Below are 19,129 nucleotides of genomic sequence, written 5' to 3' on the forward strand. Positions count from 1 at the left end.
CATCGGACAAAAAACAGCACGTCGCAAACGCGGAACATTGTACTTTCGGTCATGGCCGCGCCCAAACATGCGGTGCCGGTGGCCCCATTGCCAAACCGCCGATTGAAGGCAACAATGTCGGTCGACGCCCGCGCGCCAGAAGCATTTAAAAACAGCCGCGCACAAAAAAGCGTCGGAGGAAATGCGGAGAACATCGCTGGCCAATTCACAGACGCGCTATGCATGCGGCCTGTCGGCGCTCACCACGGACGAGCCCGACATGGAGGCGTTCGCCAAGGCGATCGCACTGGAAGCAGCCGCCATCGACGCAGGCTTTGCCCTGCTGTTCTTTTCCCAGAGCCTAGTCGAAGCCAGCGCCCTTTCCCAGGCGCTCATGACCCACGCACCGGCGCTCCACCACGCCGGCTGTTCGACTGCCGGCGAGATCACGCCGCAAGGTCTCGAGGATGGTCATGTGCTGGCCATGCTGCTTCCGTCCACCGCGTTCACCGCCGTTAGCGTGATGGTCGAAAATCTGTCCTCGTCGGGTATGGACAGGATCACCGGCGAGGTGGAGACCCTGCGGCGATCGCTGCGCGCGCGCCTCGGTTGCGATCGGACCAAAGGCACTTTCGCGCTCTGCTTCATCGACGGGCTCTCTTATGCCGAAGAAGCGGTGAGTTCAGCCATCCACTGGGGCCTCGATGACATACCGCTGCTTGGCGGCTCCGCCGGCGACGATCTGAAATTCGAGACGACGCGCCTGATCTCGAACGGCAAGGTCACCTCCGACAGCGCCATCATCGTGCTGATATCGACCGAAATTCCCTTCCATGTCTTCAAGACCGACAACTTCGTTCCCACCGATGAAAAACTGGTGGTGACGGCTTCCGATCCCGATCACCGCATCGTGCGCGAATTCAACGCCACCAATGCAGCGCAGGAATATGCCGCGTCCGTCGGCATCGTCGCGCAGATGCTGACGCCACTGAGCTTCGCCTCGCATCCCGTGGTGGTGAAGGTGGGCGGCCAATATTATTGCCGATCGATCCAGAAGATGCATGCCGACGGCTCGCTGTCGTTCTTCTGCGCCATAGACGATGGCGTCGTGCTGTCGATCGCCCAACCAAAGGACATGGTCGAATCGACGCGCGCCGCCCTGCGCGATGTCGAGGAGAGGCTTGGCGGCATCGACATGATCCTCGGCTTCGACTGCGTGCTGCGCCGGCTCGACGCGCGCAATCGGCAGGTGTTTCGCGAGATTTCGGAACTCTACCGGGTCAACAATGTCATCGGCTTCGGCACCTATGGCGAACAGTACCGGTCGATGCATCTGAATCAGACTTTTACCGGCATCGCCTTCGGCGAGCGCCAGGCGGCGGAATAGGACGGCGCAACAAGATGCCGCTGAGGGACATAAACGATCTTGAAAAGCTGAAGAAGATCAACGCGGCACTGGTCAGCCGCGTCGAGCGCTCTATGGACCAGCAAGGCAACGCCTTTTCGCTGTTCCAGACCGCGATTTCGCTGGAAAACCGGGTGCGCACCCGCACCGAGGAACTGCACTCGACCTTGCGCCGGCTGGAGCAGTCGAACATCGACCTCAGCGCCGCCAAGGAAAACGCCGAACTGGCGAACCTGTCGAAAACCCGTTTCCTCGCCGCTGCCAGCCACGACGTGCTGCAGCCGCTGAACGCGGCCCATCTCTCGGTTTCGGCGCTCGCCGAAGTTCAGACCAGTGACGAGGGCAAGAAACTGGTGCGGCAGGTCGAGCGCTCGCTGGAAACGATGGAGGACCTGCTGCGAACCCTGCTCGACATCTCCAAGCTCGATGCCGGCGTGGTGCAGCCCGACATAAGCGATGTCAGCCTGGAGGCGCTGTTCTCGTCGCTTCGCTCGGATTTCCTGCCGGTGGCGGAGATGAAAGGCCTGTCGCTGAAATTCCGGCCGGTCCATGCGGTGGTCCGCTCCGACCGCACGCTGCTGCGCCGCATCCTGCAGAACATTCTTTCCAACGCGCTGGGCTATACACGCTCGGGCGGCGTGCTTGTCGGCACCAGACATCGCGGCGACACCATCCGCATCGACGTCGCCGATACGGGCTGCGGCATTCCCGACGACCAGCGCGAGGCGGTATTCGAGGAGTTCCATCGCGGCACCTCGCCGGCCAATGCCGAACTGGACGGTGGCGGTCTCGGGCTCGGGCTTGCCATCGTGCGCCGCATGGCCAGCGCGCTCGGCCATCCCGTGACATTCTCGTCGAAGGTCGGACGCGGCACGATCTTCCACATCGATGTTCCCGTCGGCATCGGTGCGCCAGCCGATGCCATCGCTAGCGTTGCCGATATGGAACGGCCGCGCGGCTATGGCCTGTTCGGCACCAAGGTGCTGCTGGTCGAGAACGATATCGAAGTGCTGCAGGCCATGACCTTCCTGCTCGAACGCTGGCAATGCCTGGTGCGGGCCGCGACCTCGACCGACGATGCGCTCGACATGCTTGGCGACACCGACTGGGTGCCCGACATCGTCATTGCCGACCAGCATCTCGACGGCGGCGATCTCGGCACCACGACCATCGCCGAAGTCCGCGATTATCTCGGCCGCGCCGTGCCGGCGCTGATCGTCACCGCCGACAGTTCGGAAGCGGTCGCCAAAGCCGCCCGCTCCGGCGGCATCGAACTGATGCGCAAGCCGCTGAAGCCGGCACAGCTAAGGGCGCTGCTGGCACATTTGCTGGCTTAGACAATAACCAATTCGATGCTTAACTACTTGGAAAGACGGAGGCGTCACTTTTGAGATCGCCACCGTTTAAATATTGGAAATTCCGAAAAAAAGTTGACGATGATCTTCCGGAAGTCCGCATACATTACGTATCCGCACGCAGTAGTTTGACAATTTGGATCGAGACCTCTTGGACATTCCTTTTCATCCAGTCGCAAGGACGTGCTTGATAATTTTGGCGTCCCCATAAAAAGCGGCACGGCAGATGGGATAAGGAAGGTAACGCTCATGCGCGCTGACGCGGTGCCGTGATTATGAGGGGCATCGTCCAGGCGCGACTGTGAGATCCGGCAATTACGGTGACAGTGCACTCTTAATATGTCCTCCCGGCCCATAGTGCATACTGTCAACGCATTTGATAGCGCAAAGGTGATGATTGAAAGAGGAGCTACCTATGTCCGATGACGACACGCATTTAGTTCAAGCCAAGGAAGCCCTCCACAGGGTGAAGTGGAGAAAGCAATATCAATTCTCTTAGACGCAATGAACTATGAGAGCAAGAAAGCGGCGGCGGCGTATTCTCTGGGGATAGTTTATGACAGTAATACCGATTGTCACGATGATGATCTGGCGGTAAGTTACTATTCGATTGCAGAAAGTGGCGGAATCGAAATGGCAACTTATAGAATTGCTGGGTTGAAACAAAGAATTGGCGACAATATTGAATCTTTAGAGCTGTTTAAAAAAATCTCCACCCGGAACCCGTCCGCCGCCTACTGGTGCTATCGCTTGATACAGAAAAATGAACCGACTGATCCGGATGCTGAAATATTTCTAAAAAGCGCTGCATCTCAAGGCCACATTCTTGCGAAGAGGGATATATTAATGGAGAAACTGAAAGGAAGGCGAGGCGCTGCTCAAATGGTTATCGGCGCGTTTGGTATGATAAGACTATTTAGAGAAACGATGGCTGCATATGCGGCGAGGGATGAGCTACTGTACCAATAGATGTAGAGGCCGAAATTGTTGCGATTTTCGAATTACGGTGACAGTGCACTTTTACCACGTTCGCCCAGCCAGTGTTGAGCGTGGTGGTGACAACCCTACTTGGATGAGGGACGGCGAGCCTCAAAACCCAGCCTGATCCCGAAACAGCTCCGCATTGTCCAGCTTCGAAACCTCGATCACCGCCTGCGTGCGGCTGTAGACATTGAGCTTGCGCAATATCTCCGAGACATGCGCTTTCACGGTGGTCTCTCCCACCTGCAGCTCGTAGGCGATCTGCTTGTTGAGCAGGCCCTGGCGCAGCATCTGCAGCACGCGCAGTTGCTGGGGCGTCAGCGTCGACAGGCGCTGCACCATGTCGGCGCGGTCGACGCTTTCAGCGTCGGGTGTGCGGCCTTCATAAGTTTCCGGCACATAGATCGCGCCTTCCATCACCGAGCGTATGGCGGCGGCGAGGTCGCTCTTGCGCGCCGATTTCGGGATAAAGCCGGCGACACCATAGGACAGCGCCTCGGAAATGATCTTCGGCTCCTCATAGCCCGAGACGATGACCACCGGCAGGCGCGGATAGCGGGTCCGGAGCTGCAGCAGGCCTTCAAAGCCATGCACGTCGGGCATGTTGAGGTCGAGCAGCGCGAGATCGAACGGCTTGGCGCCGGCCAGAAGGTCCAGCGCCTCGGTGATCGAGCGCGCCTCCACGGTGTCGACTTCCGGGTAGGCCATCTGCACGGCGCTGTGCAGCGCCTCGCGAAACAGCGGGTGATCGTCGATGATCAGGAACCGGGCGCGATCGTGGGTTGCGGTCATAGGGGTTCATTTCAGTTCGTGGGCGATTAGAATAGCCTCGTCAGCATGGCCAGATTATTGCCAAATAGTATATCGCCATCTCCGGCGGAAAGTGCCGCCGGCACTTTCTCGACCAAATCGCCTTGTCCAGGCCCCCAAATCGGTCGAATGTTCCGGCAACCAAGCAGAGACCCACATGACAGAATTCGTCCTTCCCTTGCCCGCAACCGCATCGGTGGCCATTGCGGGCTCGTCCGATCGTTTCGCGGTGCGCCGTATCTACTGCGTCGGCCGCAACTACGCGGCGCATGCCCGCGAATTCGGCAATGACGAGCGTGATCCGCCCTTCTTCTTTACCAAGCCGGCCGACGCGGTGGTCGATTCCGGCACCGCTATCCCCTACCCGCCGCTGACGGCCGATCTACACCACGAGATCGAATTGGTGGCTGCGATCGGCAAAGCCGGCTTCCGCATTGCCCGCGACAAGGCGCTGGACCACGTCTGGGGCTACGGCGTCGGCATCGACCTCACTCGCCGCGATCTGCAGGACGAGGCCAAGAAGGCCGCCCGTCCGTGGGACTGGTCGAAGGCCTTCGACCGCTCCGCGCCTTGCGGCCCGCTGGTGCAAGCGCAGGAATCCGGCCACCCACGGAAGGGCCGCATCTGGCTCGCCGTCAACGGCAAGGTCAGGCAGGATGCCGACCTCGCTGAACTGATCTGGCCGATATCGGATATCGTGTCGATCTGCAGCGAGGCGATGGAGCTCGAGCCCGGCGACCTGATCTTCACCGGTACGCCGGCAGGCGTCGGCGCGGTTGGCCCCGGCGACACGATGACCGGCGGCGTGGACGGCATCGGGACCATCGAAGTGACCATCGGCCAGCCGAAGTGAGGCCATGAGCGAACTCGTCCTGCACAATTACTACCGCTCCTCCACCTCCTATCGGGTGCGGATCGCGCTGGAGATGAAGGGGCTGAGCTACGACTACGTCCCGCATCATCTGCGCCATGGCGAGCATCTGGAGCCCGCCTATCTCGCGGTGAATCCGCAAGGGTTGGTGCCGGCGCTGGTGCTCGGCGACGGCACGCTGCTGACGCAATCGCTGGCGATCATCGAATTCCTCGACGAGACCAGCCCGGAACCACCGCTGCTGCCGAAGGACCCGGCCGGCCGGGCACGCGTGAGAATGCTGGCGCAGATGATCGCCTGCGACATCCACCCGGTGAACAATCTGCGCGTGCTGACCTCGCTGCGCACGCTGTTCGGCGCCGGCGACGAAGACATCGCCAACTGGTTCCGCCATTGGGTGAACGAGGGCTTTCAGCCGCTTGAAAAGATCATGGCGTCGGCGGCGGAGAGGGGTACATTCTGCCATGGCGACGCGCCGGGCTTGGCCGACATCTGCCTCGCCGCGCAGATTGCCAGCAACGCCCGCTTCGGCGTCGACTTGACCCCCTACCCGACGATCGCGCGCATCAATGCCGCCTGCATGGCGCTGCCGGCCTTCCAGAAAGCCGCGCCCCGGAACCAGATCGATGCCGAGTAGAAAAGCCACCGACCCAGGTGAAGCCAAGGCGCTGGCCGATATAGAGGCTTATGGCTGCCACATCTTGCATGTGCTGGAGGAAGGCGACGATCCGCCTTTCACCTATTCGGTTGGAATAGAGCACAACTTCAAGGCGCCGGAACTCATCGTGATCGGCCTGAAGCCGGAAATCTCCCAGTTCATCATCAACGAGTATTGCAGCCGCGTCCGCTCCGGCGAGGTTTTCCAACCAGGGCAGCGATCGTCCGGTTTTATCGAAGGTTTCGACTGTCAATTCGGCGCCGTTCATATCGAACACTATCGCGAGCATTTCGGCTGGGACCTCTGGTTCTACGACGGCCTGGATTTCGGTGTTCTCCAGCTGATCTATCCCACTGTGGACGGCATCTGGCCGTGGCAGGCCGAGGCGAGCGACTGGTTCCGAGCCTGGCAGCCGCTTCTCGACACCGCGCCGTGGCCATAGGCTTATCTGCCGACGCGCAGCGTCAACGCCCAGAACAGCAGCGCCAACAGGCCGATGCCGGCGCCAAGCACACAGACGCCATTCCAGCCCATTGCACCATAAGCCATGGTCGAGGCGATGGAGCCCAGGGCGCTGCCGACCGAGTAGAAGATCATGTAGCCGCCAACCAGTCGGCTGCGCGCATCCGGCCGCCGGGCGAAGATCAGGCTCTGGTTGGTGACGTGGACGGCCTGGATCGCCAGATCCAGCATGACTATGCCGGCGACGAGCAACCACAGAGACATGCCCATGAAGGCGATCGGCAGCCAGGCCGCCATCATCAGCAGCAGGCTGAGGCCGGTGACCAACTGGCCGCATCCACGATCGACGAGGCCGCCGGTCCAGCGCGCACCGAGCGCGCCGGCGACGCCCGCAAGGCCGAAAAGCCCGATCTCGGTATGCGAAAGTGAAAATGGCGCGACGCTCAACGGCAGTACCAGCGGCGCCCACAGCACGTTGAAGCTGGCGAAGATCAGCATGGCCAGCACCGCCCGCACGCGCAGCAGCGGCTCCTGCGCGAACAGCAGCAGCACCGAAGCGAGCAGGCGTGGATAGGATGTGCGTGGCCGCTCCGCCTCGTGGCGCGGCAGGATCAGGTAGAGAACCATCGCCATGACGAGCGTCAACATGGCCGAGACAAGATAAACCCAGCGCCAGCCGGCGAAATCGGCGACGACCCCCGAAGCGAAGCGGGCAAGCAGGATGCCCAGGATGACGCCGCTGGTGACGGTGCCGACCGCCCGCCCCCGCTCCGATGCTACAGCGAGGTCCGCAGCGAAGGCGACCAGCACCTGCACCACCACCGCCAGCAGCCCGACGACCGCGAGGCTCGCCAGCAGCATCGCCGCGTTGGGCGCGATCCCGACCGCCACCAGCGCCACGGCAGACAGAATCGCCTGCCCGGCAATCAGCTTGCGGCGATCGAACAGGTCGCCCAGCGGCACGATGAAGAACAGGCCGAGCCCATAGCCGATCTGCGTGACCGTCACCACGATGCCGACCGAGGCCGGCGCGATTGCAAAATCATGCGCTATGGCGTCGAGCAGCGGATGAGCGAAATAGATATTGGCGACGCTCAGGCCGCAGGCGATGGCGAAGATCAGCGCGGTCAATCGTGACAATCCCGTAGGCGGCGGCGCCACCCGATGCGGCCCATCGGATTGCTCGAGGCTTGTTGCACCGCTGTTCGCCACCTGCATGTTCATGTCTCTCTCCACAAAAGGTTTCAACTTGAAACCTCTTGCTGGATAGGCGGAACAGTTTTATGTTGCAACCGAAATTAGAGCATTGGACCAACGACTGCCATGGTGAAACGAACGAGCCACCACGAAGCGGATTGCTTCATAGCGCGACCACTGGACGCGATTGGCGACTGGTGGTCGCTGCTCATCGTGCGTGACGCCTTCGACGGCTTGCGGCGCTTCGGCGAATTCCAGAAGAGCCTCGGCGTCGCCAAGAACATCCTGTCGTCGCGGCTGCGCAATCTTGTCGCGCATGGCATCCTCGAAACGGTCCCGGCGCCCGACGGCAGCGCGCATCATGAATATGCGCTGACGCAAAAGGGACGCGGCCTGTTCTATGTCCTGGTTGCCCTGCGGCAATGGGGCGAGACCTACTTCGCCGGACCGGGCGAACCCTATACCTTCATGGTCGACAATCTCACCAGCCGGCCGATCAAGCGACTGGAAGTACATGCCGAGGACGGGCGGCAGCTTGCCCCCGGCGAAACCCGGCTTGCCGACTTTCGCAACCGCGGAACCGGTTAAGAGCTGCTGCCTGCCAACAGGCCAGGCGGAATCGATTTCTGCTCGACCAGACAGGGAATCGGCTATCGTTTCCTGCAGCACAGAGGGTGGAGTGACCGATGAAAGCCGTCGTCTTCGAGAAATTCGGCGAAGCGCCGAGGATCCAGACCGTTCCTGATCCGAAGCCGGCCGCTGATGGCGTCGTCATCAAGGTCGAGGCGACCGGTCTGTGCCGCAGCGACTGGCATGGCTGGATGGGTCATGACGACGGCATCACGCTGCCGCATGTGCCGGGCCACGAGCTGGCCGGCGTCGTTGTTGCCGCCGGCAAGCAGGTCACCCGCTGGAAAGCCGGCGAGCGCGTCACCGTGCCGTTCGCCGTCGGCTGCGGCCGCTGCTTCGAGTGCAATTCGGGCAATCACCAGGTCTGCGAACACCAGACACAGCCTGGCTTCACCGGCTGGGGCTCGTTCGCCGAATATGTCGCCATCGAACACGCCGATACCAATCTCGTGCGCTTGCCCGACGAGATGGAATTCGCCACCGCCGCCAGCCTCGGCTGCCGCTTCGTCACCTCGTTTCGAGCCATCGTCGACCAGGGCCGGGTGAAGCCGGGCGAATGGGTCGCGGTGCATGGCTGCGGCGGCGTCGGCCTGTCGGCGATCATGATCGCCAGTTCAATGGGCGCCAATGTCATCGCCATCGATCTCACCGACGAGAAACTGGATTTCGCCAAAAAGATCGGCGCCGTCGCCACCATCAATGCATCCACGACACCGAACGTGGTCAAGGCGGTCAAGCAGATCACCAATGGCGGCGCGCACATGTCGATGGACGCGCTCGGCCACCCCACCACCTCGTTCAATTCGATATCCAATCTGCGCCGGCGCGGCCGCCATGTGCAGGTCGGCCTGATGCTGGGCGAGCATGCCCGGCCGCAGGTGCCGATGGACAAGGTGATCGCCTTTGAACTCGAAATCCTCGGCAGCCACGGCATGCAGGCCTACCGCTACCAGGCGATGATGGACATGATCCGCAACGGCAAGCTGAAGCCCGAACTGCTGGTCGGCAAGAGGATCAGCCTCGACGAGGCGCCCGCGGCCCTGATGGCGATGGGCGGCTTCGAGGGCATTGGTATTGGGGTGGTCACGAAGTTTTAGGCGAGGACGGTACCGTCGTCAGGCGATCGCGCGTCGTGGCAATTCCTGCTTCGCGAATCGCTTGGCGCCGACGACGCAAAGCACGACGCCAAGCGTGACGACCACCATCAGCGGGCTGACCTGCTCGTGCAGCAGCGTCGCTGCCAGTGCCAGTCCGAAAAATGGCTGCAGCAGCTGCAACTGCCCGACCGCGGCGATGCCGCCTTGCGCCAGCCCGCGATACCAGAACACGAAGCCGATCAGCATGCTGAACAGCGAGACATAGGCAAGCCCTATCCACGCACTGACGCCGACGCCGTCGAACGACGGCGGCATGGTCATCAGCGTCAGCACCAGCATGATCGGCAGCGACAGCACCAGCGCCCAGCAGATCACTTGCCAGCCGCCAAGCTTGCGTGACAGCGCGGCACCCTCGGCATAGCCCAGACCGCAGGCGATGATGGCGGCCAGCATCAAACCATCACCCACCGGCGAGGCCGTCACGCCCTGCGTCAGGGCAAAACCCGCGACCAGCGCGCTGCCGATGCATGAAAACAGCCAGAACGCCGGGCGCGGCCGATCGCCGCCGCGCAGCACGCCGAAAATCGCAGTGGCCAGCGGCAGCAGGCCGACGAAGATGATGGAATGGGCCGTGGTGACGTGCTTGAGCGCCAGTGCGGTCAGCAAGGGAAAGCCGACCACCACGCCAAGCGCGACGATCACCAGCGACAGCAGGTCGCCGCGCTCCGGACGCTTTTGCCGAAACAGGAGCAGCAGTGCCAGGCCAAGCAGTCCGGCAATCGCCGCTCGGGCCGAAGTCAGGAATGTCGGATCGAAATCCCTGACCGCCACGCGCGTTGCCGGCAGCGAGCCGCTGAAGATCAACACGCCGATGAATCCATTCATCCAGCCGCTCGCGGTCTTGTCCATCGTATGCTCCGTTTGTCGGCTCCGTATCGCGCGGAGCCGGTAGTATCGCCAGAGACAATGCGGTACAATTACACACAACTGTCATGCTTAGAAGAGCAGTACGGATGGACAAACAGACAACAGGAAGCGAGAGCAGCGGAACGCTGGTCGAAGGCGTCATGGCGACGATCCGCCAGCGGATCGCGGCGCGCAGCCTGACGCCGGGAGCGCAATTGCCGTCGATCCGCACCTTTGCCAAATCCATGCGAGTGTCCAAATCCACCGTGGTCGAAGCCTATGAGCGGCTCGCCGCCGAAGGTGCGATCCGCTCGCGGCCGGGCTCCGGATTCTATGCCGCCGGATCGCTGGCGCCGCTGTCGCTGGCCGAGATTGGTCCTCGCCTCGACCGCGCGGTCGACCCCCTCTGGATCTCACGCCAGTCCCTGGAGGCCGGCGACGACATGCTGAAACCCGGCTGCGGCTGGCTGCCGGCCTCGTGGATGCCGCAGGCAGGTCTGCGCCGGGCACTGCGCACGGTAGCGCGTGCCGACGATATCGCACTGGTCGATTACGGCACGCCGCTCGGCCTGCCACCGCTGCGGCAATTGCTGGCGCGGCGTATGGCCGGGCACGGCATCGAGGCCTCTCCCGGGCAGATCATGCTGACGGAATCAGGCACGCAGGCCATCGACCTGTTGTGCCGGTTCCTGATCGAGCCCGGCGACACCGTGCTGGTCGACGACCCCTGCTACTTCAACTTCCACGCTCTGTTGCGCGCCCACCGGGCCAAGGTCGTCAGTGTCCCCTACACGCCGTCGGGGCCGGATATCGATCTGTTCGCGCAAGCGTTGGCCGAGCACCGGCCGCGCCTCTACATCACCAATTCCGCCATCCACAACCCGACCGGCGCGGTGCTGTCGCCAGTCACCGCCCATCGGCTGCTCAAGCTCGCCGAGCAATCGGATCTGACCATCGTCGAAGACGACATCTTCGCCGATTTCGAACATGCGCCCGCCCCGAGGCTGGCGGCGTTCGATGGTCTCAACCGCGTTGTCCACATCGGCAGCTTCTCCAAAACGCTTTCGGCGTCGGTTCGCTGCGGCTTCATCGCTGCACCGCGCGACTGGATCGAGCCCCTGACCGACCTCAAGATCGCCACCACCTTCGGCGGCGGCCGGCTCGCGGCCGAACTGGTGCTGACGCTGCTCAAGGACGGCAGCTACCGCAAGCATATGGATTTGCTGCGCGCGAAGCTTGCCCGCGCCATGGGCGAGACCAGCGTTCGTCTGAAGGCGATCGGTATCTCACCCTGGATCGACCAGCCGGCCGGCCTGTTCCTGTGGTGCAGCCTGCCGGATGGCGTCGATGCGGCTGAAGTGGCCCGCCGCGCTTTGGCCGACAACATCGTGCTGGCGCCCGGCAACGCATTCAGCCTGTCCGGAACGGCCAGCCGCTTCCTGCGCTTCAACGTCGCCCAATGCACGGACGAGCGGATTTTCACGGTGATCGAAGCTGCGATGGCGCGTTGATGCCCATTAAGCTGATCCTGTTGCCTGGGCAACCTTCGGCTGCTAGGGAACCGCGAGCGCACTCGAGAGAATGTCCGCGCAATCTTCCGGGATAGTGGTTATGGGAACCAGCAAGTCAGCAGACAAGTAGGCCGCAACAGCAGTTCGTTGTTGCGGCGGCCCGTCATTTCCCATTTTCAGTGAGAACGGCAGATCGCCGCCAAATGTAGCCATTTGAGCGGATGTTCAATCATGCCTTGTCCAAAAAACCCGACATGGACCACTTCCCTGCCAGCAGCCATGGTGCTGATGGCGCCCTTCGACATCCTGGCCTCGCTGGCCATGGATATCTACCTCCCGATCGTCCCGGCGATGCCGGGAATCCTCAAGACATCGCCTGATGTCATCCAGCTGACGCTGAGCCTCTACATGATCTGTCTTGGGCTCGGCCAAATCGTCTTCGGCCCGATTTCCGACAGGATCGGCAGGCGTCCGGTGCTGATCGGCGGCGCGCTTTTATTTGCAGGCGCTTCCGTCCTGCTCGCCTGCACCTCGCTGGCCATGGTGTTCGTCGCCTTGCGGGTCGTGCAGGCCATCGGTGCATCCGCCATTCTCGTTGCGACCTTTGCAACGGTTCGCGACGTTTATGCGCAGAGGCCTGAAAGTGCCGTCATCTACGGCCTGTTCAGTTCGATGCTGGCCTTCGTGCCGGCGTTGGGGCCGGTTGCCGGTGCATTGATCGCCGACAATCTCGGCTGGCGCGCGATCTTCCTGACGCTCGGCGGTCTGGCGGTAGCCGCCACCCTCAACGCATGGCCGAGATGGCATGAAACACGGCCCATCAATGGCAACGACAGGCGAATGGCGTTTCGTCCCATTCTCTCCAGCTTAGCCTTCTGGACCTATACGCTCGGCTTCAGCGCCGCCATGGGCGCCTTCTTCGTGTTCTTTTCGACAGCGCCACGGGTGCTCATGGATCGCGCCGGCTTTTCACAACTCGGTTTCAGCCTTGCCTTTGCCACCGCGGCACTGGTCATGATCGTGACCACCCGCTTCGCCAAAAGGTTCATTGCACACTGGGACATCGCGGGCAGCGTCGCGCGCGGCATGGCGATGTTGCTGCTCGGCGCGGCTCTGCTGGCGGCCGGGCAACTGTTCGCGGCGCCGTCCTTCGAGACATTCGTCGGCCCGATGTGGATCATTGCCGTGGGCATCGTCTTCACTGTTTCGGTCACCGCGAACGGCGCACTCGAGGCCTTCGGCGATGTCGCGGGAACCGCCGTCGCGCTCTACTTCTGCATCCAGAGTCTTGTCGTCGGCACCCTCGGCACGCTGTTCGTCATCGTGCTCGGCGGAGACACGGCGTGGCCATTGGTGGGCTACTGTTCGGTCATGGCGACGCTCACACTGAGCGCGCTGAGATATTTGCGAAAACGCCAAACCGAATAAACGGGACGGATGAGAAGCCTGGGCGATTGGCGCAGGCTTCTCATCGTTGTCAGCGAGACGCCGCGCAGATCTCCCGCACGCAGTCGCGCAGCCAGCGTTGCGCCGGATCGGCATCCAGGCGCGGGTGCCACAGCATGGAGATGGTGACCCCAGCCGTGGCAACAGGCAGGGCAAAACTGTGCATGCCGACGCGTGCGCCCTCGGTGTGCCGCTCCGGAACGCTGGCGATCAGGTCTGATGTGCGGGCCATGGCAAGGGCTGCCGAGAACCCGGACACCATGCACACGATTGTCCGCTGCAGCCCGAGCCGGTTCAAAGCCTCGTCGATCGGCCCTTTCTCGCGGCCACGCCGTGAAACGCTGATGTGCCGGCCTGCGGCATAGCGCTCTGGCGTCACCGTGCCCTCGCTCAACGGATGGCCCATTCGCACGGCGCCGATGAAGCGGTCGCGAAGCAATGCCTGGATGCGCACCTCCGGTCCGGTCTCGCCAGCGACGCCTATGTCCAGGTCGATCGCCACATCGCGCAGCGACATGACGTCTCCATCGGACTTCGGTGCAAAGCGGAGCCGCACGCCGGGCGCATCGGCCTGGATACGGGCAACGAGACGAGGGGCGAACTCTTCGACGAAGCTCTCATTGGTGCGCAGCGTGAAGACCCTGTCCAGGCTCGGGAGATCGAGCAAGGTGGCAGGACGCAGCAGCGCCTCCGCATCCTGGACGACACGACCAGCCTGTTGTCGCAGTTCTTCCGCACGCGGCGTCGCCACCAAGCCGCGACCGGAGCGAACCAGCAGCGGATCGCCCGTCGCCTGGCGCAGCCGCGCCAGCGTCCGACTCATCGCCGAGGGGCTGAGGCGCAGGCGGTTGGCGGCGCGCGCCACGCTGCCTTCGGTCAGCAGGACGTCGAGAGCGAACAGCAGATTGAGATCGGGCGATGTCATCGGCGGATCATGGCATGATATGGCGCCAAACGCACGAGTAAGATGCAAACGCTGCGCCTTCCGCCACATCTGCCAAGGGACTAGATCTCCAGCAGTTCCGGTTATGGACTGATGGAAGGGGATCGCCGTGGCAATTGCCGAGCAAAATCTGGACGGGCGCGCATCGGCGCCGCCACGGATGCAATCCGCCCGCTGGGCGCTGGCAAGCCTGTCGCTCGCCACGCTGCTGTCGTCGTTGGGAACCAGCATTGCCAGCGTCGGGCTACCGTCGCTGATGCAGGATTTCGACGCGACGTTCCAGTCCGTGCAATGGGTGGTTCTGGCCTATCTGCTCGCCATCACCACACTGATCGTCAGCGCCGGACGGCTGGCCGACATGTTCGGGCGCAGGCCGTTGCTGCTTGGCGGTATCGCGCTGTTCACATCGGCATCGGTGCTCTGCGGCCTGGCGCCGACACTCTGGCTGCTGATTGCCGCACGCGCCGTGCAGGGACTTGGCGCGGCGCTGATGATGGCGCTGACGCTGGCCTTTGTCGCCGAAACCGTGACCAAAGACAGAATTGGCAGCGCCATGGGCCTGCTCGGCGCCATGTCCGCGATCGGCACGACACTTGGCCCTTCGCTCGGCGGCCTTTTGATCGCCGGCTTCGGCTGGCGAGCGATCTTCCTCGTCAATGTCCCGCTGGGTGTGCTCACCTTCGCTCTCGCCTGGCGTGCCCTGCCGGCACACAGCAAGACAGCGCAGCAGGTCGACCGAGGCACGTTCGATGTCGTGGGCACCGCCTTGCTGGCCTTGACGCTGGCCGCCTATGCACTGGCCATGACGTTTGGCCGAGGCAATTTCGGCGCACTCAACATCAGCCTGCTGATAGCTGCCGGCATCGGCGTGTTTCTCTTCGCCGCCGCGCAGGCGAGAGTGAAAAACCCCTTGATCCAGCTTGCCAGCTTCCGCGACCTCCAACTGAGCGCCAGTCTCGCCATGAGCCTCGTCGTCGCCACGGTGATGATGGCGACCCTGGTGGTGGCCCCGTTCTACCTGTCGCGAGGACTTGGGCTCGATGCCGCAATGGTCGGCCTCGCGCTGTCGACCGGGCCGCTCGTCTCGACCTTGTCGGCGCTGGTGGCCGGACGCCTGGCCGACCGCTTCGGCGCCCACAGGATGATGGTCGCAGGCCTGCTCAGCCTCGCGACAGGCACGTTCCTGCTGTCGCTCGCCGTGACCAAACTCGGCATTGCCGGCTATGTCGTTGCGATCACCGTCACCTGCATCGGCTACGCCCTGTTCCAGACATCCAACAATGCAGCCGTCATGACCGGTATCGAAGGCAGCCAGCGCGGCGTCGTTTCCGGCTTGCTCAACCTTGCGCGCAATCTCGGCCTCATCACCGGCGCATCGGTGATGGGCGCCATATTCGCCGTCGCATCGGCCGAAAAGCACCAAGGCATTGGTCTTTTGGGTTCCGAGGCCGCCGCCCGGGGAATGCAGGTCACATTTCAGACGGCGACGGTGCTGGCGCTGATCGCGCTGGTCCTCGCGCTGCTCTCTGGCCGCCACAGGCCGCACTGAATCCAGGGGTTCGTGACGCGCCACACCGCTCAGAGAGCCGAATTCCCAAACAGGCTCAGGCGCCTGCCCGCTTGCGGCGCTCATAGAGCATGACCAGCGTTTCAGCCATTAAAGCAGGCTTTTCCTCGCCTTCGATCTCGACCGTATTGGCTGCCTTCATGAGATACTGGCCGGGACCCCTGTCCTCCATGGACAGCAGCGTGATGCGCAGCCTGATGCGCGCGCCGACCTTGACCGGTGCCAGGAAGCGTACCTTGTCGAAGCCATAATTGAAGGCGGCCTGCGTATTCTCGGGCACGATGCCCATGCCGAGCGCCAGTGCGCCGATGATCGACAGCGTCAGATAGCCATGCGCGATCGTCGTGCGGAACGGGCTTTGCCGCCGCGCCCTTTCAGGGTCGACATGAATCCATTGATGGTCGCCGGTGCATTCAGCGAACTGGTTGATGCGGTTCTGGTCGACCGTCGTCCACTCCGACACGCCGAGTTCCAGCCCAGCCATCGTCCTCAACTGCTCGTAGGTAGGCGGCGTTTTAGGCCGTATTTCGTTCATTCCTGGTTTCCCGATCGCTTCCAGAGCCTCCGGACCACGAACTGACGGCCTCTGTCAATTCGCTCTGCGCGAATCCGTTCCGTCGATTTCGGCCGCAATCGTGCCACGCCGCCGGCGCAGTCGCAGGTCAAATCGGGCTTTCCGGGCTTCAGGGCGCTGTCGGCAGCAATGAGCCGGCCCCGGCCACATCCGCTACTTCTTCTCGTAGCCGGCGCGGATTTCCTCCATCGCCTCCTTGATGCGGGTGCGCAGGATGTCGACCGATTCGGCACCGGATTTCTTGACCAGTTCAGCCACTTCGCCCGCATTCTTCAACGCGGCCTCGAAGGACTTCCTGGCAAACTCCCTCCGTTTGGCCATCAGTTCCTGCGGATTGCCCGGCGCCCTGTAGCTTTGCGCGATATCGGTGACCTCGCGCAGCGTATCCTGCAGCATCTCGCGCTGCCGGGACAACAGCGAGGTGGCGCCGGCGGCACCGGCTCGTGCCGATTTCTCCAGCGCTTCGATGTTCTTGCGATGATGGGCGAGGATCGCCTCGACATCGACATTGGGCACCTTCAGGTCGCGGCCGAACCTGCCGAACATGTCCATGAAAGAATCGGATTCCGGTTGTTTTGCCATGCTCGTTTGCTCCCCTTTGCCGCATGATGCGGGCACCCTCGGCGGGAGAATAGCACTCGCATGCCGCGAGTCCATGAACGCGGAGGAATGAGCGCCAGTCGGGCCGCGCATCAATTCACGAGGAACAGCCGCTCGGCCACATAGAGCACGACACCGGCGAGGCCGCCGATGATCATGCCGTTGAAGCGGATGTATTGCAGGTCCTTGCCGATGTTCATCTCGATCAGCCGCGTCAGCTGGGCAAGGTCCCAGCGCTTGACCTGGTCGGCGATGAATGTCGACACGCCGGCCTTCTGGCTCTCCACGAACGACGCCAGCGCCACCACGAACCCCTGGTTCATGTCGGCCCGGATCTGCGCATCGCCGGCAAGATGGCGGCCGACCTCGACGAACATGTTGGCAAGATGCGCGCGGACAACCGAATTCGGCGCCTTGGCGTCCTGCTCGATGAACTGGCTGAGGCTTGCCCACATGTCGCCGGCCAATCCCCTGACTTCCGGCCGGGCCAGGAAATCGCGCTTCAGCTTCTCGGCACGTTTGGCGTATTGCTTCGATGTCCTCAGCTTTTCGATGAAGCCTTGAGCGAAATGGTCGAATTCGGCGCGCATCGGGTGATCGGGATCGGCCCTCACCTCGTCGAGCAGCGAACCGGCCGAGGCGACGATCTTCTTCAGGAGATAGGCGTCGGCGCGGAACAGGTTGAACAGCGACGGCAGTTCCTCGCGGATCTTTTCGCCCATCGTCGCCAGGGCCTGCTCATCGCTGAGGAACCGGCCGATCACCTTGGTGAACTCATCGAATAGCTTCTGGTGGCGGCGATCGTCGGTAAGCGCGGAGAGCAGCTCGGCGGCCAGCGGCGCCAGCGGCACCTTTTCGACCTGTTCGAGCATGCGGCTGGTGACGAAGCCACGCAGGCCGGATTGCTCTACGGCGGCCAGGGTCTGCGGCACCAGTCGCACGACGAAGCGCGACAGGCCGGCGGCGCGCTCGGTATCGGCCAGCCAATCGGCGACCAGCGCCGAAAAATCGACCTCGGCGAGCTTTTCACGCACCGGTTCAGGCGCCAGGAAGTTGACCTCGATGAAGCGGCCGAGATTGTCGGCGATGCGGTTCTGGTTCTCGGGGATAATGGCGGTGTGCGGGATCGGCAGCCCCAGAGGTCGCCTGAACAGCGCCACGACCGCGTACCAGTCGGCGAGGCCGCCGATGGTCGCCGCCTCGGCAAAGGCAGCGACGAAGCCGAGCCACGGATGGACGTACTCGAATGACTTGGCGAGCGCAAACACCAGCACGCAAAGCGCCAGTGCGGCCGCCGCGACGAATTTTGTCCGCCGCAACGCGGAAAGCTTGGCATCCGCTTCGGCATCGAAACGGACAGGCGCCAGGGACGAAGCTGATTGTGACATGGGTGAGCCGCTCCTCGTCGATCTCAGGCTATTTAGTGGTTTGACAGCCAAAATACCCGCGACAGCCGGTTTCGCGCCGAATCTTGCTCGGGCGCGCACACAAAGTTGAGGAGATAATTCAGCTATCGCGCGAAGCTAGTCTGGAATTATTCCAAGGTATAGGCCATATTCCGCCGAGGCCAATGCGGCGAATCCGGAATTTCGGGTCAAAGCCGCATCAGCAAAAATTTCCAGATCTGGCGTGGTTGCACCGCACCAGTGCCTTGTGAGGACAAAATGCGGCTTACGCGCCAGACCAACTATGCCATGCGCATCTTGATGTATTGCGCGGCTAATGACGACCGTTTGAGCCGCATCCCCGAGATCGCGGCCGCCTATTCGGTGTCGGAACTTTTCCTGTTCAAGATCCTGCAGCCGCTGGTCGAGCACGGCCTTGTCCAGACCGTGCGTGGCAGGAATGGCGGCGTCAAGCTTGGCCGTGCTGCCGAAGCCATCAGCCTGTTCGATGTCGTGCGCGTGACGGAAGAGAGCTTCGCTATGGCTGAGTGTTTCGAGAACGACGCCGCCGAATGCCCGCTTGTCGACAGCTGTGCGCTGAACTCGGCGTTGCGCGAGGCGCTGAACGCGTTCTTCGCGGTGCTGGAGCGCTACACGATCGCCGATCTGGTGGCGGCGCGGCCGAATGTGCGCAACCTGCTCGGCATCGACATGCTGATGGAGCGCCGCGCCCCGGCTGCCTGAGCGTCTTC

General features: G+C 62.6%; 19 protein-coding genes. 12 read left to right on the forward strand and 7 right to left on the reverse strand.

Annotation, left to right across the window (positions count from 1 at the left end; all coding sequences use genetic code 11):
* Window positions 1-181: 181 nt before the first annotated feature.
* The 3 genes from NKH95_RS14995 to NKH95_RS15005 all read left to right on the forward strand — a co-directional run bounded on the left by NKH95_RS14995 (window position 182) and on the right by NKH95_RS15005 (window position 3,708).
* Window positions 182-1,366, forward strand: coding sequence for an FIST signal transduction protein (locus NKH95_RS14995; protein WP_050592709.1), 1,185 nt, complete (start codon window positions 182-184; stop codon window positions 1,364-1,366).
* 14 nt (window positions 1,367-1,380) lie between these two features.
* A complete protein-coding gene (locus NKH95_RS15000; protein ID WP_023812224.1) occupies window positions 1,381-2,721 on the forward strand; it encodes a hybrid sensor histidine kinase/response regulator in 1,341 nt (446 codons plus the stop codon).
* A gap of 489 nt (window positions 2,722-3,210) precedes the next feature.
* Window positions 3,211-3,708 carry a hypothetical protein gene (locus NKH95_RS15005; RefSeq protein ID WP_352891898.1) on the forward strand — a complete coding sequence of 166 codons (498 nt, stop codon included), beginning with the start codon at window positions 3,211-3,213 and terminating at the stop codon, window positions 3,706-3,708.
* A 120-nt stretch (window positions 3,709-3,828) separates the two neighbouring features.
* On the opposite strand, the gene NKH95_RS15010 is transcribed toward NKH95_RS15005, so the two are convergent.
* A complete protein-coding gene (locus tag NKH95_RS15010) occupies window positions 3,829-4,512 on the reverse strand; it encodes a response regulator (RefSeq protein ID WP_023812226.1) in 684 nt (227 codons plus the stop codon).
* Between the two features lie 175 nt (window positions 4,513-4,687).
* On the opposite strand from NKH95_RS15010, the gene NKH95_RS15015 reads away from it, so the two are divergent.
* From NKH95_RS15015 to NKH95_RS15025, 3 genes are read left to right on the forward strand one after another with little or no spacing between them, the layout of a single operon-like run.
* Complete coding sequence (locus tag NKH95_RS15015) at window positions 4,688-5,383, forward strand: fumarylacetoacetate hydrolase family protein (RefSeq protein WP_128303997.1); 696 nt, start codon at window positions 4,688-4,690, stop codon at window positions 5,381-5,383.
* A gap of 4 nt (window positions 5,384-5,387) precedes the next feature.
* Window positions 5,388-6,038, forward strand: coding sequence for a maleylacetoacetate isomerase (gene maiA, locus NKH95_RS15020; RefSeq protein ID WP_128303996.1), 651 nt, complete (start codon window positions 5,388-5,390; stop codon window positions 6,036-6,038).
* A complete protein-coding gene (locus tag NKH95_RS15025; RefSeq protein ID WP_023812230.1) occupies window positions 6,028-6,501 on the forward strand; it encodes a DUF4262 domain-containing protein in 474 nt (157 codons plus the stop codon). The genes maiA and NKH95_RS15025 overlap by 11 nt, the downstream gene beginning before the upstream one ends.
* A gap of 2 nt (window positions 6,502-6,503) precedes the next feature.
* Here NKH95_RS15025 and NKH95_RS15030 read toward each other — a convergent pair whose 3' ends face one another.
* Window positions 6,504-7,745, reverse strand: a complete 1,242-nt coding sequence (locus NKH95_RS15030; protein ID WP_128303994.1) for an MFS transporter — start codon at window positions 7,743-7,745, stop codon at window positions 6,504-6,506.
* A 99-nt stretch (window positions 7,746-7,844) separates the two neighbouring features.
* On the opposite strand from NKH95_RS15030, the gene NKH95_RS15035 reads away from it, so the two are divergent.
* A complete protein-coding gene (locus tag NKH95_RS15035) occupies window positions 7,845-8,306 on the forward strand; it encodes a winged helix-turn-helix transcriptional regulator (protein WP_352891901.1) in 462 nt (153 codons plus the stop codon).
* 98 nt (window positions 8,307-8,404) lie between these two features.
* Window positions 8,405-9,445 (forward strand): zinc-dependent alcohol dehydrogenase family protein, encoded by a 1,041-nt coding sequence (locus NKH95_RS15040; protein WP_023812233.1) that lies wholly within the window; start codon window positions 8,405-8,407, stop codon window positions 9,443-9,445.
* Between the two features lie 18 nt (window positions 9,446-9,463).
* On the opposite strand, the gene NKH95_RS15045 is transcribed toward NKH95_RS15040, so the two are convergent.
* A complete protein-coding gene (locus tag NKH95_RS15045; protein ID WP_023812234.1) occupies window positions 9,464-10,354 on the reverse strand; it encodes a DMT family transporter in 891 nt (296 codons plus the stop codon).
* Between the two features lie 104 nt (window positions 10,355-10,458).
* Here NKH95_RS15045 and NKH95_RS15050 point away from each other — a divergent pair, with 104 nt between their 5' ends.
* Together NKH95_RS15050 and cml are read left to right on the forward strand one after the other, a co-directional pair.
* Window positions 10,459-11,862: an aminotransferase-like domain-containing protein gene (locus tag NKH95_RS15050; RefSeq protein WP_352891904.1), complete on the forward strand. Its 1,404-nt coding sequence runs from the start codon at window positions 10,459-10,461 to the stop codon at window positions 11,860-11,862.
* A gap of 231 nt (window positions 11,863-12,093) precedes the next feature.
* On the forward strand, window positions 12,094-13,290 hold the full coding sequence (gene cml / locus NKH95_RS15055; RefSeq protein ID WP_352891905.1) for a CmlA/FloR family chloramphenicol efflux MFS transporter: 1,197 nt from the start codon (window positions 12,094-12,096) through the stop codon (window positions 13,288-13,290).
* Window positions 13,291-13,339: 49 nt separating this feature from the next.
* Here the strand turns inward: cml and NKH95_RS15060 are convergent, their stop codons facing one another.
* A complete protein-coding gene (locus NKH95_RS15060; protein WP_023812237.1) occupies window positions 13,340-14,233 on the reverse strand; it encodes a LysR family transcriptional regulator in 894 nt (297 codons plus the stop codon).
* A gap of 127 nt (window positions 14,234-14,360) precedes the next feature.
* Here NKH95_RS15060 and NKH95_RS15065 point away from each other — a divergent pair, with 127 nt between their 5' ends.
* The gene (locus NKH95_RS15065) at window positions 14,361-15,800 is read left to right on the forward strand and encodes an MFS transporter (RefSeq protein WP_352891906.1); all 1,440 of its coding nucleotides are present in this window, start codon (window positions 14,361-14,363) and stop codon (window positions 15,798-15,800) included.
* A 55-nt stretch (window positions 15,801-15,855) separates the two neighbouring features.
* On the opposite strand, the gene NKH95_RS15070 is transcribed toward NKH95_RS15065, so the two are convergent.
* The 3 genes from NKH95_RS15070 to NKH95_RS15080 form a co-directional block, all read right to left on the reverse strand.
* Window positions 15,856-16,353 carry a MaoC family dehydratase gene (locus NKH95_RS15070; protein ID WP_352773750.1) on the reverse strand — a complete coding sequence of 166 codons (498 nt, stop codon included), beginning with the start codon at window positions 16,351-16,353 and terminating at the stop codon, window positions 15,856-15,858.
* Between the two features lie 192 nt (window positions 16,354-16,545).
* The gene (locus tag NKH95_RS15075) at window positions 16,546-16,974 is read right to left on the reverse strand and encodes a phasin family protein (protein ID WP_128303992.1); all 429 of its coding nucleotides are present in this window, start codon (window positions 16,972-16,974) and stop codon (window positions 16,546-16,548) included.
* 110 nt (window positions 16,975-17,084) lie between these two features.
* Window positions 17,085-18,380 (reverse strand): DUF445 domain-containing protein, encoded by a 1,296-nt coding sequence (locus NKH95_RS15080; protein ID WP_352891908.1) that lies wholly within the window; start codon window positions 18,378-18,380, stop codon window positions 17,085-17,087.
* Window positions 18,381-18,656: 276 nt separating this feature from the next.
* On the opposite strand from NKH95_RS15080, the gene rirA reads away from it, so the two are divergent.
* Window positions 18,657-19,121: an iron-responsive transcriptional regulator RirA gene (rirA, locus tag NKH95_RS15085; protein WP_352627958.1), complete on the forward strand. Its 465-nt coding sequence runs from the start codon at window positions 18,657-18,659 to the stop codon at window positions 19,119-19,121.
* Window positions 19,122-19,129 lie beyond the last annotated feature (8 nt).

The sequence above is a fragment of the Mesorhizobium sp. M0848 genome, assembly GCF_040319805.1.
Classification (GTDB): domain Bacteria; phylum Pseudomonadota; class Alphaproteobacteria; order Rhizobiales; family Rhizobiaceae; genus Mesorhizobium.

Excerpts from the sequence above, each read along its gene's own strand:
- NKH95_RS14995 (WP_050592709.1), top strand. The coding sequence starts at position 182 with ATGCGGAGAACATCGCTGGCCAATTCACAGACGCGCTATGCATGCGGC.
- NKH95_RS15000 (WP_023812224.1), top strand. The coding sequence starts at position 1,381 with ATGCCGCTGAGGGACATAAACGATCTTGAAAAGCTGAAGAAGATCAAC.
- NKH95_RS15010 (WP_023812226.1), bottom strand. The coding sequence starts at position 4,512 with ATGACCGCAACCCACGATCGCGCCCGGTTCCTGATCATCGACGATCAC.
- NKH95_RS15015 (WP_128303997.1), top strand. The coding sequence starts at position 4,688 with ATGACAGAATTCGTCCTTCCCTTGCCCGCAACCGCATCGGTGGCCATT.
- maiA (WP_128303996.1), top strand. The coding sequence starts at position 5,388 with ATGAGCGAACTCGTCCTGCACAATTACTACCGCTCCTCCACCTCCTAT.
- NKH95_RS15025 (WP_023812230.1), top strand. The coding sequence starts at position 6,028 with ATGCCGAGTAGAAAAGCCACCGACCCAGGTGAAGCCAAGGCGCTGGCC.
- NKH95_RS15030 (WP_128303994.1), bottom strand. The coding sequence starts at position 7,745 with ATGAACATGCAGGTGGCGAACAGCGGTGCAACAAGCCTCGAGCAATCC.
- NKH95_RS15035 (WP_352891901.1), top strand. The coding sequence starts at position 7,845 with ATGGTGAAACGAACGAGCCACCACGAAGCGGATTGCTTCATAGCGCGA.
- NKH95_RS15040 (WP_023812233.1), top strand. The coding sequence starts at position 8,405 with ATGAAAGCCGTCGTCTTCGAGAAATTCGGCGAAGCGCCGAGGATCCAG.
- NKH95_RS15045 (WP_023812234.1), bottom strand. The coding sequence starts at position 10,354 with ATGGACAAGACCGCGAGCGGCTGGATGAATGGATTCATCGGCGTGTTG.
- NKH95_RS15050 (WP_352891904.1), top strand. The coding sequence starts at position 10,459 with ATGGACAAACAGACAACAGGAAGCGAGAGCAGCGGAACGCTGGTCGAA.
- cml (WP_352891905.1), top strand. The coding sequence starts at position 12,094 with ATGCCTTGTCCAAAAAACCCGACATGGACCACTTCCCTGCCAGCAGCC.
- NKH95_RS15060 (WP_023812237.1), bottom strand. The coding sequence starts at position 14,233 with ATGACATCGCCCGATCTCAATCTGCTGTTCGCTCTCGACGTCCTGCTG.
- NKH95_RS15070 (WP_352773750.1), bottom strand. The coding sequence starts at position 16,353 with ATGAACGAAATACGGCCTAAAACGCCGCCTACCTACGAGCAGTTGAGG.
- NKH95_RS15075 (WP_128303992.1), bottom strand. The coding sequence starts at position 16,974 with ATGGCAAAACAACCGGAATCCGATTCTTTCATGGACATGTTCGGCAGG.
- NKH95_RS15080 (WP_352891908.1), bottom strand. The coding sequence starts at position 18,380 with ATGTCACAATCAGCTTCGTCCCTGGCGCCTGTCCGTTTCGATGCCGAA.
- rirA (WP_352627958.1), top strand. The coding sequence starts at position 18,657 with ATGCGGCTTACGCGCCAGACCAACTATGCCATGCGCATCTTGATGTAT.